The organism is Mangrovibacterium diazotrophicum (assembly GCF_003610535.1).
Classification (GTDB): Bacteria; Bacteroidota; Bacteroidia; order Bacteroidales; family Prolixibacteraceae; genus Mangrovibacterium; species Mangrovibacterium diazotrophicum.
Genome location: NZ_RAPN01000001.1, coordinates 727,689 through 744,396, shown reverse-complemented (window position 1 = coordinate 744,396; position 16,708 = coordinate 727,689). Strand labels below are relative to the sequence as shown.

At 46.4% G+C, this 16,708-nt stretch carries 7 protein-coding genes; all 7 read left to right on the top strand.

Going from position 1 to position 16,708, the window contains the following annotated elements; genetic code table 11:
- Nucleotides 1-186 precede the first annotated feature (186 nt).
- The 7 genes from BC643_RS03080 to BC643_RS03050 all read left to right on the top strand — a co-directional run bounded on the left by BC643_RS03080 (nt 187) and on the right by BC643_RS03050 (nt 16,692).
- Nucleotides 187-3,021 (top strand): glycoside hydrolase family 2 protein, encoded by a 2,835-nt coding sequence (locus tag BC643_RS03080; RefSeq protein WP_120271706.1) that lies wholly within the window; start codon nt 187-189, stop codon nt 3,019-3,021.
- A gap of 25 nt (nt 3,022-3,046) precedes the next feature.
- Complete coding sequence (locus BC643_RS03075) at nt 3,047-4,999, top strand: right-handed parallel beta-helix repeat-containing protein (RefSeq protein WP_147377119.1); 1,953 nt, start codon at nt 3,047-3,049, stop codon at nt 4,997-4,999.
- 69 nt (nt 5,000-5,068) lie between these two features.
- Nucleotides 5,069-5,218 carry a hypothetical protein gene (locus BC643_RS23370; protein ID WP_170154436.1) on the top strand — a complete coding sequence of 50 codons (150 nt, stop codon included), beginning with the start codon at nt 5,069-5,071 and terminating at the stop codon, nt 5,216-5,218.
- A gap of 67 nt (nt 5,219-5,285) precedes the next feature.
- Nucleotides 5,286-8,003, top strand: a complete 2,718-nt coding sequence (locus tag BC643_RS03070; protein ID WP_120271704.1) for an alpha-d-galacturonidase — start codon at nt 5,286-5,288, stop codon at nt 8,001-8,003.
- A 216-nt stretch (nt 8,004-8,219) separates the two neighbouring features.
- Complete coding sequence (locus BC643_RS03065) at nt 8,220-10,673, top strand: glycoside hydrolase family 95 protein (protein ID WP_120271703.1); 2,454 nt, start codon at nt 8,220-8,222, stop codon at nt 10,671-10,673.
- 3 nt (nt 10,674-10,676) lie between these two features.
- Complete coding sequence (locus BC643_RS03060; RefSeq protein ID WP_120271702.1) at nt 10,677-14,279, top strand: malectin domain-containing carbohydrate-binding protein; 3,603 nt, start codon at nt 10,677-10,679, stop codon at nt 14,277-14,279.
- A gap of 931 nt (nt 14,280-15,210) precedes the next feature.
- Nucleotides 15,211-16,692: a DUF4992 family lipoprotein gene (locus tag BC643_RS03050; RefSeq protein WP_120271701.1), complete on the top strand. Its 1,482-nt coding sequence runs from the start codon at nt 15,211-15,213 to the stop codon at nt 16,690-16,692.
- Nucleotides 16,693-16,708 lie beyond the last annotated feature (16 nt).

Here is a 16,708-nt window from a genome sequence, read left to right as displayed (position 1 = left end):
CTTTCCTGAAGAATACTTCAATAATAGGTCTGATAACGTTTACAATAGTTTGTAAAACTTATTGGAAAAAAGACAACAGCGCTATAAGCTGTTGTCTTTTTTTATTTAGAGTTGTCTATTGTCAAATAAATCATTAAATTAGCGCATTCCAGTCAAATAATAAATCACAAGGCTTTTGTTTAACTTATGAAATTAATCGCAAAAATAGCTTTCCTACTAATTGTAAACGTTTACATTTATTTTCCCGGTTTTTCACAAACGACGCAGGTAAAGTACCTCTCCGGAACCGGAGTTGATCATCCTGTTGAATGGGAGTTTTACTGCACCGCTGGCCGCAACTCGGGAAAATGGACTAAAATTGAAGTTCCTTCGTGCTGGGAACAACAGGGATTTGGCAAGTATGACTATGGCCATGCCAAAGATTCGGTTCGAGGCAAAGAGCAAGGCTTGTATAAATACGAGTTTTCAGTGCCGTCCGACTGGAGTAAAAACCAGGTCGACATTGTTTTTCGGGGATCAATGACTGATACCGAAGTTAAAATTAACGGTAAATCTGCCGGCGCAATTCACCAGGGAGCATTTTACGAATTTCGTTATAACATCAGTAAATTGTTGAAGTACGGGCAGCAAAACCTGCTCGAAGTAAGGGTATCCAAGCAATCGGCCAACGAGTCGGTTAACAAAGCAGAGCGCCACGGCGACTACTGGATTTTCGGCGGGATTTTCCGCCCCGTCTTTTTGGAAGCTAAACCGGTGAATAACATTCAACGGGTGGCAATTGACGCCAAGGGTGACGGTACATTTACTGCCGATGTTTTTCTGGCAGGCAATGTGAAAAGCGGTGAGCTGCGAGCACAAGTATTGACATTGGACAACGAGGAGGTTGGAAAGTCTTTTTCGGTACCTGGCGAAAAAGGCGCAGCAAAAGTCACGCTTCAATCCAAACTAGAAAATATTAAAAGCTGGAACCCGGAAGATCCAAACCTGTATCAGGTGAAATTTGAATTGTTTTCGAATGGGCAGCCGGTTCATATTCTGACCAAGCGCTTTGGCTTCAGGACCATCGAGGTTCGTCAGCGGGATGGCATTTATGTGAATGGTGTCAAGGTAAAATTCAAGGGTGTCAACCGCCATACCTTTCGCGCCGAATACGGCCGTGCATCCAGTAAAGCGCTGAGTATTGAAGATGTTGAGCTGATCAAGTCGATGAACATGAATGCCGTTCGTATGTCGCATTATCCGCCGGATTCGCACTTTCTGGATGTTTGCGATTCGCTGGGCCTGTTTGTGCTCGATGAGCTAACCGGTTGGCACGCCACCTACGACAATGTTGTTGGCCCCAAGCTTGTGAGAGAAATGGTGACGCGTGATGTGAATCACCCATCCATTGTGATGTGGGACAATGGGAATGAAGGTGGTCACAACCCCAATTTCGATGCCTATTTTAATGAATACGATATTCAGAAACGCGTTGTCATTTATCCGTGGATGGAGCACAACGGAATCGCCACTCAACATTATCGCCCGTACAACTACGGTGCCGGAACGTTTTGGAACAGCCGTCTGATAACAATGCCTACCGAATTTTTACATGGTATGTATGATGGTGGGCACGGTGCCGGTTTATACGATTATTGGGAATACATTTGGAATAAACCCAAGGCAGCCGGTGGTTTCCTTTGGGATCTGTTCGATCAGGGCATTTTGCGTACCGACAAAGATGGCGAGGTTTATGACACCGATGGAAACCACGGTGCAGACGGTATTGTGGGTCCAAAGTTGGAAAAAGAAGCCAGCTATAATGCGATCAAAGAAATTTGGTCGCCGGTGAAATTGGAGGAACGCGAGATTACTTCCGGATGGGATCAGAAATTGGGAGTTGAGAATAGATACATCTACACCAATCTTCAAGAATGCCAGTTCAGCTTCAAACTTCAGAAGCTACATCTGCCAAATCAAATGGTGATCCAAACGGTTGAAGTAGGAACAATTCCTGCTCCGGATTTGGCTCCGGGAGAGAAAGGTCAGCTGGAAATTCCGGTGCCTGCCAACTGGGCTGATTTTGATGTGATGGAAATTACCGCGACCGATCGTTTTGGCAAAGAATTATACACCTGGAATTACCCGCTTTTGACGGCTTCTTCTATGGCTAATCGACTAATGCACCAGTCTCCGAAGACCGGAAAACTGGAACTGACAGATGCAGGTGACAAACTTTTGATACGGGCCGGCGATGTCCAATTTACTATTGGCAAGGAAAATGGATTCCTGCAACATGTTGAAAATGAAAAAGGCGTTATTCCATTTACCAATGGGCCTGATATCAGTGCCGGTGTCACGGCTTTCAAAGGACTGGAATCCAAAATATTTGGAAAGGATAGCATTGCAATTACCTGTCATTTTCAAACCGAAAATGCGGACTCTTCACGCATGAAGGAATTTATCTGGACTTTTTACCCGAATGGTTGGGCAAAGCTTCACCTGTACTACTTTCCACCTGAATACGATAAGGATTTCGACTATATGGGCGTGAACTTCTCGTACCCGGAAGCGTTGGTTACTGGAGTTGAATGGATGGGCAATGGCCCTTACCGGGTTTGGAAAAACCGTTTGCAGGGCGCGGAGTTCGGCGTTTATCAAAAAGATTACAACAACACAATTACCGGAGTTAGTCCTCTGGTTTATCCGGAGTTTAAAGGTTACCATGCCAACCTTTACTGGGCTCGTATTCAATCCAAAGAACAATCGTTTACGGTTGCCACTTCAACCGACGATGTTTTCCTTCGTTTGTATACCCCGGCTGACTCGGAACAATATGACAAGCGTGTTTCACCGGTTTTCCCGAAGGGAGATATTTCTTTTATGCAAGCCATTCCACCGATCGGAACAAAATGTAATGATCCCTGGAATATGGGGCCATCCGGACAAAAAAATAAGTTCTTTGATTATGGACCATTTGACAATTGGAAAATTCGAAGTCAGCAAATGACTTTGCTGTTCAACTTCAATTCAGATCAATAAGCAAATACAACGAATAATGAAACAAATGAACAAGAGAAAGAGTGTCGTTCTGGCAATGTTGCTAATGGTCGGTATTTCGGCGTTTGGAGCGAATGTTTGGGTGTCGCCCGCAGGTTCTGATAACAATTCAGGTTCTGAACAAAGCCCGATGAAATCACTTCCTGCGGCTATGCTTAAGGCTCGGGAATTACATGGTCGAAATGACGCTGCAGTTGAAGTTATTTTGAAAGCGGGAACGTATTTGCTGAGTGAGCCATTGCTGCTGGAGCCCGCCGATTCGTACACAACAATTCGGGCAGATAAAGGAGCAAAAGTAATTGTAAGCGGTGGCCAACAGGTAACAGTTTGGCAGCAGGTTGGTAAGTATCTTTACAAGGCACGCCTGGATCGCGAGGATAAGCTTCGGACTTTGTTTGTAAACGGCAAGCGGATGCGTATGGCCGGGACCGATGTGCCGGTGAACGGACTGGGCGATTGGGGCAAGTTTGAAATAAAAGGTGACGAACCCTGGGCTTTTGGTGCGGGCACAGCAATCGACGGAATTAAGTTTTCGTCGAAAGATATTCAGCCGTATCAAAATCCGGAAGATGTCGAAATGGTTCAATTTAACATTTGGACTGAAAAGATTCTCTGTGCAAGAGACATGGAACAAATCGGGGACTCAACAATCATTAAATTGCAACAACTCTACGGCGCAATTGCCACAACGATGGCTTGGGCCGGAAAGATAAACTACACGAAGAGTTTCGTTATCCGAAATGCTTACGAGTTGCTGGATTCTCCGGGCGAGTTTTACTTCAACCGAAAAACAAAAACACTTTACTATTACAATGATGGAGAAGATATGGCAACGGCCGAAGTGATCGCTCCCGGTTCTGATGGACTGATTCATATCAAAGGGGAATCCAATGATGAGCGCGTACAGGACATCCGATTCGAGGGGATTACTTTTTCTTATGACGATTGGTCGTTGATGGAGGTTGCCGGCTCTCACGGATTTGCCGGAATTCAGAGTCTTGGTTTGGCCGTAAAGTATATTCCGGGTGGAAACTGGCACGAAACCAAGTACAACAGCACCGATGTGCCGCGTGGTGCTATTCAGGTTGAAAATGCAGAGAACATCAGTTTTATCAGAAACCGGTTTGAGCACATTAGTTCCGGTATTGCCATTAACCTGGTGAACGATGTGAAGAGCAGTACCGTCGAAGGAAATTATTTCAACGACCTGCTTGGAAACGCTGTGAATGTCGGACATCCGCAACATTATATCATCGGCGATGGTGCTATTTACGGAAAAGGTATTGAAGGCGTTTGCGAAAACAACCGTATTGCCAATAACTACTTGCGTAATGTGAGTGTCGACTTTCGTCAGGTTGAAGGAATTACCTCGTTTTTTGTCGCGAATACGGAGATCGTCCACAACGATATTGACGGTACACCCTACGGAGCTATAGTCTGTGGTTGGTGGTGGGGCAATGCAGGAATACCGCCTTCAACTGTACCTAAAAACAATACCATCAGCTTCAACAAAGCCGGTAATACCCACAAAGTGCTCGACGATGGAGGCATCATCTACTTGCTGGGTGAGCAGCCGGGCACGGTGGTCGAAGGGAATTACCTGTACAACGGGCCGCGATGTATCTATCCCGACGAAGGTTCTGCCTACATGACCATAACCGGAAACGTCATCGATAACAATAGCTATAAATGGATGTGGTTGCACATTTGGAATAAGCGCTGTCATGATATTGTTGCCCGCAAAAATTATGTGGTCAATAATCTTTTGGTGAATAACGGAACCAACAATACAATTGAGGAAACCTATTCGTTTCGCGATGAAGAATTCTCAGAGGATGCCTTGAAAATTAAAGCGAAAGCCGGAATTGAAGATGCTTACAAAGATATTATTCCCGAGACGGAGCCGGAAAAAATACGGATTCATCCGGAAGGATTTAAAGAACGCGATGTTTTTCATTAAGCAGAAGTTATAAGTTGTTGGTTTCAAGCTTCAAACGACCAGGAATAGCATGAAGCTACCGAATTATAAATGAAACAGCCTGAAGGGTTGATTGCAGTCAGCCCGGGGCAACGTCCCGTGGAAGGAGAATCAAGGAGAAAAATCGTTCGCGGGAAAGCTACCGACAAAGTATTGGAAATTCTGTCGGACGAAATCGGCCTTATATTGATTAACGAATAACGATTAACGAATAACGATTGAAGATTAACGATTAACGATTTACCGGAAACAAATAGCAACCAGAACAATGAATTTTGAACTAGGAAAAAACATCTTTTACATTCTTCTGATTTCGATCCTCTTCTGGTCGTGTGCCGGAAAAGGAAAGGTCGCAATTGTATCCGAACAGCACAGTTCGCGCGAAGAATATGCCGTTGAACGGCTTGCCTCCCAATTGACGGAAAGTGGCTATCAGGTTGAAGTCGTTTCATCGGCTGATTCTGCTGCGGGTGCGAAAATCATTTTGCAACAAGTTGCCATGGATTCCACAGCCGCAAAGGGAAGTTCTGCTACTTTGTCGGAAGAGGGCTATGCGCTTGAAAGTAAAGGTCAAGACATTCAGCTTTCTGCGACCGGTACTTCGGGAATCCTGTATGGCTGCCTTTACCTGGTTGATCAACTGAAAGAAAAAGGGAAGTTGCCGGAAAATATCAGCCTGACAGACCAGCCGGAAATGGTCATGCGCGGTACCTGCATTGGTCTGCAGAAAACAAGCTATTTACCGGGAAGGGGAGTTTACGAGTACCCTTACACGCCCGAGAATTTCCCCTGGTTTTACGATAAAGAGCTTTGGATTAAGTACCTCGATACCTTGGTTGAAAACCGTTATAACTCGCTTTACCTGTGGAATGGCCATCCTTTTGCCTCCTTAGTGAAATTGAAAGATTACCCCTATGCCGTAGAAGTTGATGATGCGACTTTTGAAAAGAACAAGGAAATGTTCGCATTCCTGACTAAAGAGGCCGACAAACGCGGAATCTGGGTCATTCAAATGTTCTACAATATTATCCTGTCGAAGCCCTTTGCTGAGCACAATCACCTGAAAACGCAGGATCGCAGCCGCGGAATTACGCCGCTCATTTCGGATTATACCCGGAAGAGCATTGCTGCTTTTATCGAGAATTACCCCAATGTGGGATTACTGGTGACCTTGGGCGAGGCCATGAATACCATCGACGATGATGTCGACTGGTTCACTAAAACGATCATTCCAGGAGTGCAGGATGGTTTGAAGGCAATCGGATCCGATCAGGAGCCGCCAATCGTGCTGCGTGGTCACGACACCGATGCCAGCCGTGTAATGGGCGCTTCTTTGCCGATTTACAAGAACCTTTACACCATGTTTAAATACAACGGAGAGTCGCTCACCACTTACAATCCGCGCGATTCATGGTCGTCTATTCCAACCGAACTAAGCAAACTGGGATCGGTTCATATTTCCAACGTGCACATTATGGCCAACCTGGAGCCTTTCCGCTACGGTTCACCCGATTTTATTGAGAAGAGCGTGCAGGCAATGCACCGCGATCAGGGAGCAAATGGTGTGCACGTGTATCCACAGGCTTCGTACTGGGACTGGCCTTACACGGCTGATAAAACCGGGCCTCGTTTGTTGGAGATGGATCGCGATTGGATCTGGTATGCTGCCTGGGGGCGTTATGCCTGGAAAGCCCAACGCGATAGTCTGGATGAAGTGAATTACTGGTCCGGTCAGTTGAATAAATTCTACGGCAGTAAAACGGCTGGTGAAAATATATTGAAAGCCTACGAAGAATCCGGAGAAATAGCGCCCAAACTGCTGCGTTCGTTCGGTATTTCGGATGGGAACCGCCAAAGCTTGCTTTTGGGCATGTTTATGGGGCAGCTGGTCAATCCGCAGAAATATAATGTTTACGCCAATTTCTGGTCATCCAGCGGCCCGTTGAAAGAGGTATTGCAGGTATATGCTGAAAAAGAATTTAAAGGAGAAGCCCATACGGGTGAAACGCCTCCGCAAATTGCCGCTGAGGTGGAAGAGCACGGACGCAAAGCGGTCGAAGCTATTGATGCTGTTTCGAACCAAATAACCGAAAATAAAGAGGAGTTTGCAAGACTTCAAAACGATATGCATTGCTACCAGGCTTTTGCAGATTGTTTTGCTGAAAAGGTGAAGGCGGCGATGCTGGTACTCAACTACAAATACTCGAACAGGATTGAGGATCTGGAGGCTGCTTTGCCGCATTTGGAGAAGAGTTTGGCTCATTATCAGAAACTGGTTGATCTGACCAGGGATACCTATTTGTACGCGAACAGCATGCAAACGGCTCAACGCCGGATCCCGATCTCTGGAATCAACGGAACGAATAAAACCTGGGCAGAGTTACAGCCGCACTATCAAACCGAGTTGGACAATTTCAAGCGTAACCTGCAAATGTTGAAGGACAATGGCGGACAGGTGAAAAAGGAACACCCGTCTTTGAAATCGGTTGAGGTGCAGGTGCTCAACAAAGGAGCGAAACGCTATCCGCTGAAAGAAGGCGTTCCGGTTTATTCGGACAATAAAGCGAAGATCCTTGCAGTGGCTGATGAGCTAAGAGACTTGTCAGGCGTGCAGTTTTCAGATAACGAACAACGGGCTGAAGGAACAGGTTTGAAGTTTATATCCGATGAGCCGGTAAAAGTTGTCGTGGGCTATTTCAATACAAACAGTTATACCATTTTGGAGCCTCCAACATTGGAAACCAACGCGAACGCCAACGATCGCGGACAAGCGGATATCAAAATAGCCAATGCCGTCGACCTGCCGGGCTTGTACCCGGTAAATGTGTATACCTACCGTTTTGACGCGGGTGAACAGGAGCTGGTGTTGGGCAAGGGCCGAGTCTTGATCTTGGGCTTTATGAATGCTGATCAGGAGATCGAAATTCACGATGCAGGCATGGTCGACGATCCCAATGGCCCGGCGGTGGATTGGCTGTTTTATTAGGAGAATCGAAGTTGAATTGTAAAGGTATTAGGAACCCAAATAATGCACTTGATTTCATTTTTAGTCCTTCGATATTCCTTATTTCTTATTCGATATTTTGAATTGGAGAATAAGAAATAAGGAATGAGGAACAAAAAATAAGAAAGGTGATGTACATCAGAAAGTAGTGGAACTCAATTGTTCTTTCTGCTTTCAGAATTTCAGAGAACTAACGATATGAAAAGAATTTTGTGGTGTTTGCTGCTCGTGTTGGGCGGAATAAGTTTGAAGGCGCAGAGCGGCAAACTGAAACTTTGGTACGATAAACCGGCCGAAAAATGGACAGAAGCATTGCCCATCGGTAACGGGCGTCTGGCCGCGATGATTTACGGAACAACCGGCGCGGAACAGATTCAGCTGAATGAGGAAACCATTTGGTCGGGTGGCCCCAACAACAATACCAATCCGGAGATGACGAAGATTCTCCCCGAGATTAATCGCCTGTTTTTCGAGGGAAAATATCAGGAAGCAGATGATTTGGCCAACGCCGAAAAACGTGCCCGCAACAATGGGATGAAATACCAGCCAGCCGGCAACCTTTGGGTGACCTTCATCGGGCACGAACAGGTAACGGATTATTACCGCGAACTGGATATTGAGCAGGCCATTACAACCGTTAAATATAAACTGGACGGCGTTGAATATACCCGCGAGTATTTGGCTTCGTTGGACAACGGAACCATTATGGTGCGATTTACGGCGAGCGAAAAAGGGAAAATCACTTGTCGGCTCGGGCTCGATTGCGAGCTGCGCAGTAAAATCACGATGGAGGCGGATTCAACCATCAACCTTTCCGGAATTACCGACGATCACGAGGGCGAGCTGGGACAGGTTCGTTTCAATGCTTTGGTCAAAGCTCAGCTTGAAGGTGGCGCGCTCGAACTGGACGGCAAAGAGTTGGTGATTAAAAATGCTGATGCGGCAACGGTCTATGTTTCCATCGCTTCGAACTTTAAGAACTACCACGATATTAGCGGCGACGGTTTTGCGAAGGCAGATTCAATTTTAAAAGCAGCGATGGTCGGCGATTATAAAACTGCCAAAGCCAGGCACGAAGCCATTTACCGCAATTATTTCGATCGGGTGAGCCTCGATTTGGGCGACAGCGGTGCATCTGCAAAAACGACCGATCAGCGTGTGGTTGATTTCAAGAACGGCGACGATCCGCAGTTGGTAAGCCTTTACTTCCAGTTTGGCCGCTACCTGATGATCTCCGGCTCGCAACCGGGAAGTCAGCCCATGAACCTGCAGGGTAAATGGAACGACCGCGTTGATCCGCCCTGGGACAGTAAGTACACCACGAATATTAATGCTGAAATGAATTACTGGCCCGCCGAGATGACTAACCTTTCGGAACTGCACGAACCTTTCCTGAAAATGGTGAAAGAGCTTTCGCAAAGTGGCCGTGAAACAGCTAAAATACTTTACAATGCGCGTGGGTGGGTGCTTCATCACAACACCGACATTTGGCGCATTACCGGCCCGGTTGACTGGGCGCGCTCGGGCTTGTGGCCAACCGGCGAAGCTTGGGTTAGCCAGCACCTCTGGGAACACTATCTGTATACTGGCGACGAGGCTTTCCTGCAGGAAGCCTATCCGGCCATGAAAGGTGCTGCTGAGTTCCTGTTGGATATTTTGATTGAGGAACCCACGCACGGCTGGCTGGTGGTTGGTCCTTCGGTGTCGCCCGAAAATTCTTACTTGCCCCAAATCAATGTTGGCGTAGGCAACACCATGGATAATCAACTGGCTTTCGATCTGTTTTCGAATGTCATTCGCACAGCCCAAATACTAAATGTCGATGCTGCTTTTGCCGATTCACTGGCTGCGGCGAAAGATCGCCTGCCGCCAATGCAAATCGGGCAGCACAGCCAATTGCAGGAGTGGATCAACGATTGGGACCGCGTCGACGATACGCATCGCCATGTTTCGCATTTATACGGCGTTTTCCCAAGCAACCAGGTTTCGGCTTACCGCACGCCGGAGTTGTTTCAGGCAGCTAAAAACTCACTCATCTATCGTGGCGACGTATCCACCGGTTGGTCAATGGGCTGGAAAGTGAATCTTTGGGCTCGCTTCCTCGATGGCGATCATGCACTGAAGTTGATTGGCGATCAGTTGTCGCCGTCGGTGCGCAACGAAAAAGGTAAAGAGACTGGAGGAACCTACCCGAACTTGTTCGACGCACATCCGCCTTTCCAAATCGATGGAAACTTCGGATGTACTGCCGGAATCGGGGAGATGTTACTGCAAAGCTACGATGGCTGCATCGATCTTCTGCCTGCTTTGCCCGCCAAATGGCAAAAGGGTGAGGTGACCGGTCTGGTTGCCCGTGGTGGTTTTGTAGTCGATATTCGCTGGGAAAATGGCAAAATTGCAGAAGTAACCATTGAATCGAAGGCGGGCGGTAACCTTCGCCTGCGATCTCGCAATCAATTGATCGATGTTGACGGTGCAACGCTAACCGCAGCAAAAGGAGACAATCCGAATCAATATTATCCGGTCAATCCGGTGAAAGAACCGCTGATTTCGAAGAAAGCGAAGTTGAAGAAACTGAAACTGGCAAAGACCTACCTGTACGATATCCCAACAGAAGCCGGCAAATTTTACTCGTTTAAATTGAAGCAATAAGTCATGACTAGCATAAGCAAAACAATAAAATCGAAGGCAATTGTCCTGTGCGCAATTTTGCTGGGGGCAGTTTCTGTCACACAGGCACAGCCTTTGGATAAGCAAAGTTCAGTTCGGAAGCAGATTCTGCTAGATAACGATTGGCAAACACATTTACTGAGCGATGAGAATTCAGCAGACTTCAGTACTCCTGATTATAAAACCAACGGTTGGAAAGAGGTCGATATTCCGCATAACTGGGACGATTACGGCGGCTATCGCCGAATGGTGCACGGTAATTTACATGGTTCGGCCTTCTACCGCAAGGAGTTTTCAATTGATAAGATTGAAAAAAATAGCCAATATTTCCTTTGGTTTGAAGGTGTCGGCTCTTACGCGACTGTTTGGCTCAATGGCGACTCCATTGGCTACCAGGCGGGAGGGCGCACGTCCTTTACGCTGAATGTGACTTCAGCCATCAAAGACGGTGATAACCTGTTGGCTGTTCGTGCCGATCACCCGGCCGAAATTCGCGATTTGCCCTGGGTGTGCGGCGGATGTAGCTCGGAGTGGGGCTTTTCGGAAGGGAGTCAGCCACTTGGCGTCTTTCGTCCGGTGCACCTTATTGTCACCAACAATGTTCGGGTTGAGCCGTTTGGCCTTCACATCTGGAACGATAAAAATATTAGTGCCGAAAAGGCAAGCTTGAATTTAACGACTGAAGTCCGGAATTATGGCAGCAAAGTGAAGAAACTAAAAGTGGTCAATCGTCTGTTGTCGGCCGAAGGAGTAGTTGTTGCCGAGATTCAAACGGAAGTTGCCGTTCAGCCAAAAGCAACAGATACTGTCGCGCAGCAAATGCCCGATATTCAAAATCCAACGCTTTGGTCGCTCGAAAATCCGTACTTGTACTCGGTTGAAACATCGGTTTACGAAGGGAAAAAACTACTCGACCAACTGCATACACCCTACGGAATCCGATGGATAAACTGGGACATTCATCATGACGGCGCCAGCAATCGCTTCTATTTGAATGGAAAACCGGTGCTGATTAACGGAACTGCCGAGTACGAGCATCTGATGGGCCGTAGCCACGCCTTTACCGATCTACAGATCAAAGCACGGGCTGAGCAGATCATGGTGGCAGGCTACAACGCTTTCCGCGATGCACATCAACCGCACAACCTTCGTTACCAGGAATACTGGGACGAAAATGGTTTGCTTTGGTGGCCTCAGATGGCGGCGCATATTTGGTTCGATAATCCCGTTTTTCGCGCTAATTTCAAGCAGTTGCTGACGGATTGGATGCGAGAGCGACGCAACAGTCCTTCCATCATTCTTTGGGGATTGGAGAACGAAAGCACGCTTCCTGAAGATTTTGCCAAAGAATGTTCAGACTTGATTCGAAAGCTGGATCCCACAGCCAGTTCGCAGCGGCTGATCACGACCTGCAATGGCGGTAGCGGAACTGATTGGAATGTGATTCAGAACTGGTCGGGAACCTATGGCGGAAAGCCGTTTGAGTATGATCAGGAGCTTACGAAACAGCTGCTGAATGGCGAATATGGCGCGTGGCGGAGTATCGATCTGCACACTGAAGGTGAGTTTGAGCAAGACGGAGCCTGGAGTGAAGATCGCTTTTGTTTGCTCATGGAATCAAAAATTCGCTTGGCCGAAAAGGCCGGCGACCGGGTTTGCGGTCAGTTTCACTGGCTGCTGAATTCGCATGAGAATCCGGGACGGACTCAAGGTGGTGAAGGATTGCGCGAACTGGATCGTGTTGGTCCGGTCAACTATAAAGGAATAATTTCGGCCTGGGGAGAACCGCTTGATGCGTATTATCTGTACCGGGCCAATTATGTGTCGGCCGAAAAACAGCCCATGGTTTACATCGTTTCGCATACCTGGCCCGATCGCTGGCTGATGCCTGGCAAAAAAGACGGAATCCGGGTATTTTCGAATTGCGAAGAGATAGAACTGTTCAACGGTGTGAAAGAAACATCGTTGGGGCGGCAGAAGAATCCCGGCCGAGGAGAGCACTTTGTTTGGAATGATGTGGATATCGAAAATAACGTGCTGTATGCCGTTGGGTACGAAAATGGTCAGGAAGTGGCCCATGATGTGATCGTTTTGCATCACTTGCCCAAACCGAATGGAATTGAAAAGCTTGCCGGTGACGTTCAACCTTTAAATCAGGATAAAAATGAAAATTACCTCTATCGCGTGAATTGCGGTGGGGCCGATTATACCGATCAGAATGGCAATTTATGGATGGCCGATGTGCGTTGGGATGGCGGCGAAAGCTGGGGATCCCGCTCGTGGACGGACGACTATCCGGGATTGCCGGCCTTTTATGGCAGTCAGCGCCAAACCTGCGATCCGATTGAAGGCACCTTGGACTGGCCGCTGATTCAGACTTTCCGCTACGGGCAAGACAAACTTCGCTACCACTTCCCGTTGCCTGATGGCGATTATCAGCTTGAATTGTATTTCGTTGAGCCCTGGTATGGAACCGGCGGAAGTCTGGTTTGCGAGGATTGGCGCGTGTTTGATGTTGCAGTAAATGGCGAAACAGTTCTGAAAGATTTGGATATTTGGAAAGAAGCTGGACACGATCGTTTGCTGAAAAAGACCGTTCCAGTTACCGTTCGTGGTGGAAAACTGGATCTTTCTTTCCCGGATGTAAAGTCGGGGCAAGCGGTAATTTCTGCTATTGCGATTTCAACAGTTGACAAAAATGTGAAGGCTGCTCCGGCTTCCGGGAAGCTGCTTCAACTTGGCGAAAACGCAACCGGGTGGACGGCTAAGAGCTGGTTAAATACCGGTGATCAAGTAGATGCTGCAGGTTCTGCTCAATTCTCCGAGCTGGCATCGGTGCTTTTCGGAGCTGAATGGCTGCAGCCGAAAGCTATTTCGGATTCGAGATCCCTTCGGTTTAAAACAGCAATGGAAGCCGATATTTATATTGCTCTGAAAGATTCAACACAAATACCACGAGGATTTACGAAGGCTAATAAACTGGAAATTCAGTTGGATAAGTACACAAAAGAAATTCGGGTTCGAGATAGCGAAACCGGTGAGTTTTGGGACGAAGAAAGAACCTTCCACGGACTTGATTATCCGCTTTACCTGAAACGGGTGAAAGCCGGTGAGTTGGTTGAACTGCCAGCTTTCGAAAGCCAGAATACGCTGGCTCTGGTTGCGGCGGTTCCGGTCTCAACATTGGATGCAGCGCGCGATTTACGTCCTTCGGTAACTTACCAGGCGGCTGAGGCGGAAAATGTGGGAAATGGGCAGGCCGAAGAAAAATGGAACAAACCTGCCCGAATTGTGGAAGGAGACAGTGATGCTATTGTGTGGACCTTTCAGGTTGGACTGGCTTCGAAATACGGGCTGGAAATTCGCTATTCCAATCCTTCTGACCGCACGATTCATGCCGAACTGAGCATTGAAAGTTTGGACGGGCGACCGATGAGTTCGGCTGATCTTGAATTTGATCCGTCGGGTGATCGCTGGCGCAGCTTGCGAACAGATACCGGGTCGATCATCAATGCCGGAATTTATAAACTCAGCATCAAGCTAAAAGAAGAAGGGCCCATGTGGTTCAATTTCCTGAAAGTGCAGTAATTTCAACGGAACCGCACAGAATGTATCATTGGGGAGTACTTTCGATTTTGTTTTGATTTTGATGAGTGCCATGGTTACCATGGATACCTCAAGAAAAAACGTTGCGATGCCGATGTGAGAAATCGTTTACATTGGTCGGCAATTGGCGCTACCCGGGGCAGCAATAGCTGTTGCTTTTGCCTTGGTGATAAACAGCAGCTAGTGCTTGAATTTATTCGATGTCTTTAAAGCTATTCATGGTTTGATTACTCCACCAAAGTCGGTTGCTTTTTATTCGGCGTTTATGGAAGCGAACCATGCGAAAAGCAGCCAATTTCATTTTGTCCGATGAAAAGATTATCAGTCTTGCAACCCGAGTGTTCTATCTGTGGGTATTTCCCAAAGAGGACTTTGATTTCTGACTGCACTTTTACTTGATTTCATTTCATTTTTTGTTTTTTTCAATCTGTTCTGAGCGTTTTTTATTGATTGCCGTAAATCGGATAAAACTGAGAATAAGCTGGATTACGGAAAAATTACAACACTTGTACTTGCAGTTTCATGCCCGTGGATGGCGTTTATTGTCGTCATGGTTGGACTCTACATTCCCTTTAATATCCACTAAATTTTGAGTAATTGTCGTTACGACGAATTTGTTGTAAACACGACAGAGTTTTTGTTCACTATCCAGAGTAGAACAATTTGGTAATGAATAGTTTATTGATTGGCATATTTCGGGATTTTTAGGCCCGGAATCAATGAAACCACTTGTATTTAAAACGATTACATTATTTCAATGATTTTTTTCATCTAAAAGTATTAATATTAGTTGTGTATGTAAATGTAAACGATTACATTTGACGGGTAAATTATCATCATGATAACGTTTACATCCTAATGAAACGACTCCTTTGAACGGGGAACAATTAGTAACTTAATAAAACCGAAACTTATGAATGACAACAGTTTTAGGTCTCCTTTCTTTGAAAAAAGGAAAAGCTTAAAATTAATTTTTTCTCATTGGTCGGGAAGTTCCCGCTTCGCGACAATGAAAATGGGTATTTTATACCTGGTAGCTGTGTTGTTGTCTCTTAACTCTTGTGTTAAGGGATATGATGACGATTGGACGTTTACTTCGGGGGTAACAGGCGTTACGCTGGAATCTCCGGCGGCTGAAACGATTCAATTCAATCCGAGCGCGGACGGTGAGACCGTGGATATTGAGTGGCCTGTTGTATACGGAGCAGGAGGATACCAGTTCTCTTTGTATATTGTCGATGATGCTGAGAACCCCGTTGTCGTGGGCGTTGAGGGAGAAATCATTGATGGTTGCACTGCGACTCGTGATTTGTCTGAGGATACGAAATATTTGGTCGTATTAAAGACATTGGGTAATGAAAAGTACGACAACGCCGAAGCAACTTCTTCGACTGAAGCTAACTTTTCTACGCTTTTAGAAGCTACCGTTATTCCTGGCGGTACGGATTTAACAGAATATTTTTCAGAAAACCCGATTGTTGATGCTGGTGAAGAACTTGGCTATGAATTGGAAGCCGGAGGTATGTATACCGTCTCGGGTGAGATAGACTTAGGCACAGCTTTCTTGACCCTGCGCGGCGATAAAATTGATCGGCCTACGGTTACAATGAATGCAGGTTTTAAAGCAGAAGGCGGTGGCACTAAATTTAAGTTCATCAATTTCGAATGTGCGAATCTCCCAACCGATGGGATGTTTTATGGTTTTAATGATATTCCCGATGGTGCAGAGTTGGTGAATAATGCGTTGATGGTGACTAATCCAATTGTTTTCCAGTCATGTAGATTCAATGAGTTGCCTGCTCCGTTGTTTTGGGACAATGGTCTGACTTACGCTGTTCAAACTTTACTGATTAAAGATTGCGTTGTAGAAATGACGGATAATGGTCGTTTTCTGCGTAGCTCTTCAACAAGCGGTTATCTGAAAGACCTGAAAATCGAAAATAGTACAGTCTATAAAAATAATACTGGTACAGATTTGTGTATGCAATTTAGCACCAGCCAAAAGGCTGAATCGTTCGGATGGGCAACGGCCAGCTTCAGTTATTCAAATTGCACGTTCTATGGTTTCGATAAATTACATAACTCGAACCGATATACCTACGGATGGGTTTTTACGACTGTTGAAAATTGCTTGTTCCTGGATCAATTACGTGATCAAACAGCACGATACATTCTACCGGGCAACCGCGTGTATTCTTCATCTTCTATCACTTTTGATAATAACACTTATTGGAGGGAAGGCGCTGTTGAGAATTATGGCTCTTATGATAAGAGCGGAACGACGCTTGATGAGGATCCGATGTGCGCAGACCCTGCCAACGGAGACTTTACTGTAGGTAACTCAAATACCATTGCTGCCGGAATTGGCGATCCTCGCTGGTTATCCGCCCAATAACAAAATCAGAAAAGTT

What these genes read in the sequence shown, in the direction of transcription:
- BC643_RS23370 (WP_170154436.1), top strand. Translation starts at nt 5,069, where the DNA reads ATGAAACAGCCTGAAGGGTTGATTGCAGTCAGCCCGGGGCAACGTCCC.
- BC643_RS03070 (WP_120271704.1), top strand. Translation starts at nt 5,286, where the DNA reads ATGAATTTTGAACTAGGAAAAAACATCTTTTACATTCTTCTGATTTCG.
- BC643_RS03050 (WP_120271701.1), top strand. Translation starts at nt 15,211, where the DNA reads ATGAATGACAACAGTTTTAGGTCTCCTTTCTTTGAAAAAAGGAAAAGC.
- BC643_RS03060 (WP_120271702.1), top strand. Translation starts at nt 10,677, where the DNA reads ATGACTAGCATAAGCAAAACAATAAAATCGAAGGCAATTGTCCTGTGC.
- BC643_RS03075 (WP_147377119.1), top strand. Translation starts at nt 3,047, where the DNA reads ATGAACAAGAGAAAGAGTGTCGTTCTGGCAATGTTGCTAATGGTCGGT.
- BC643_RS03065 (WP_120271703.1), top strand. Translation starts at nt 8,220, where the DNA reads ATGAAAAGAATTTTGTGGTGTTTGCTGCTCGTGTTGGGCGGAATAAGT.
- BC643_RS03080 (WP_120271706.1), top strand. Translation starts at nt 187, where the DNA reads ATGAAATTAATCGCAAAAATAGCTTTCCTACTAATTGTAAACGTTTAC.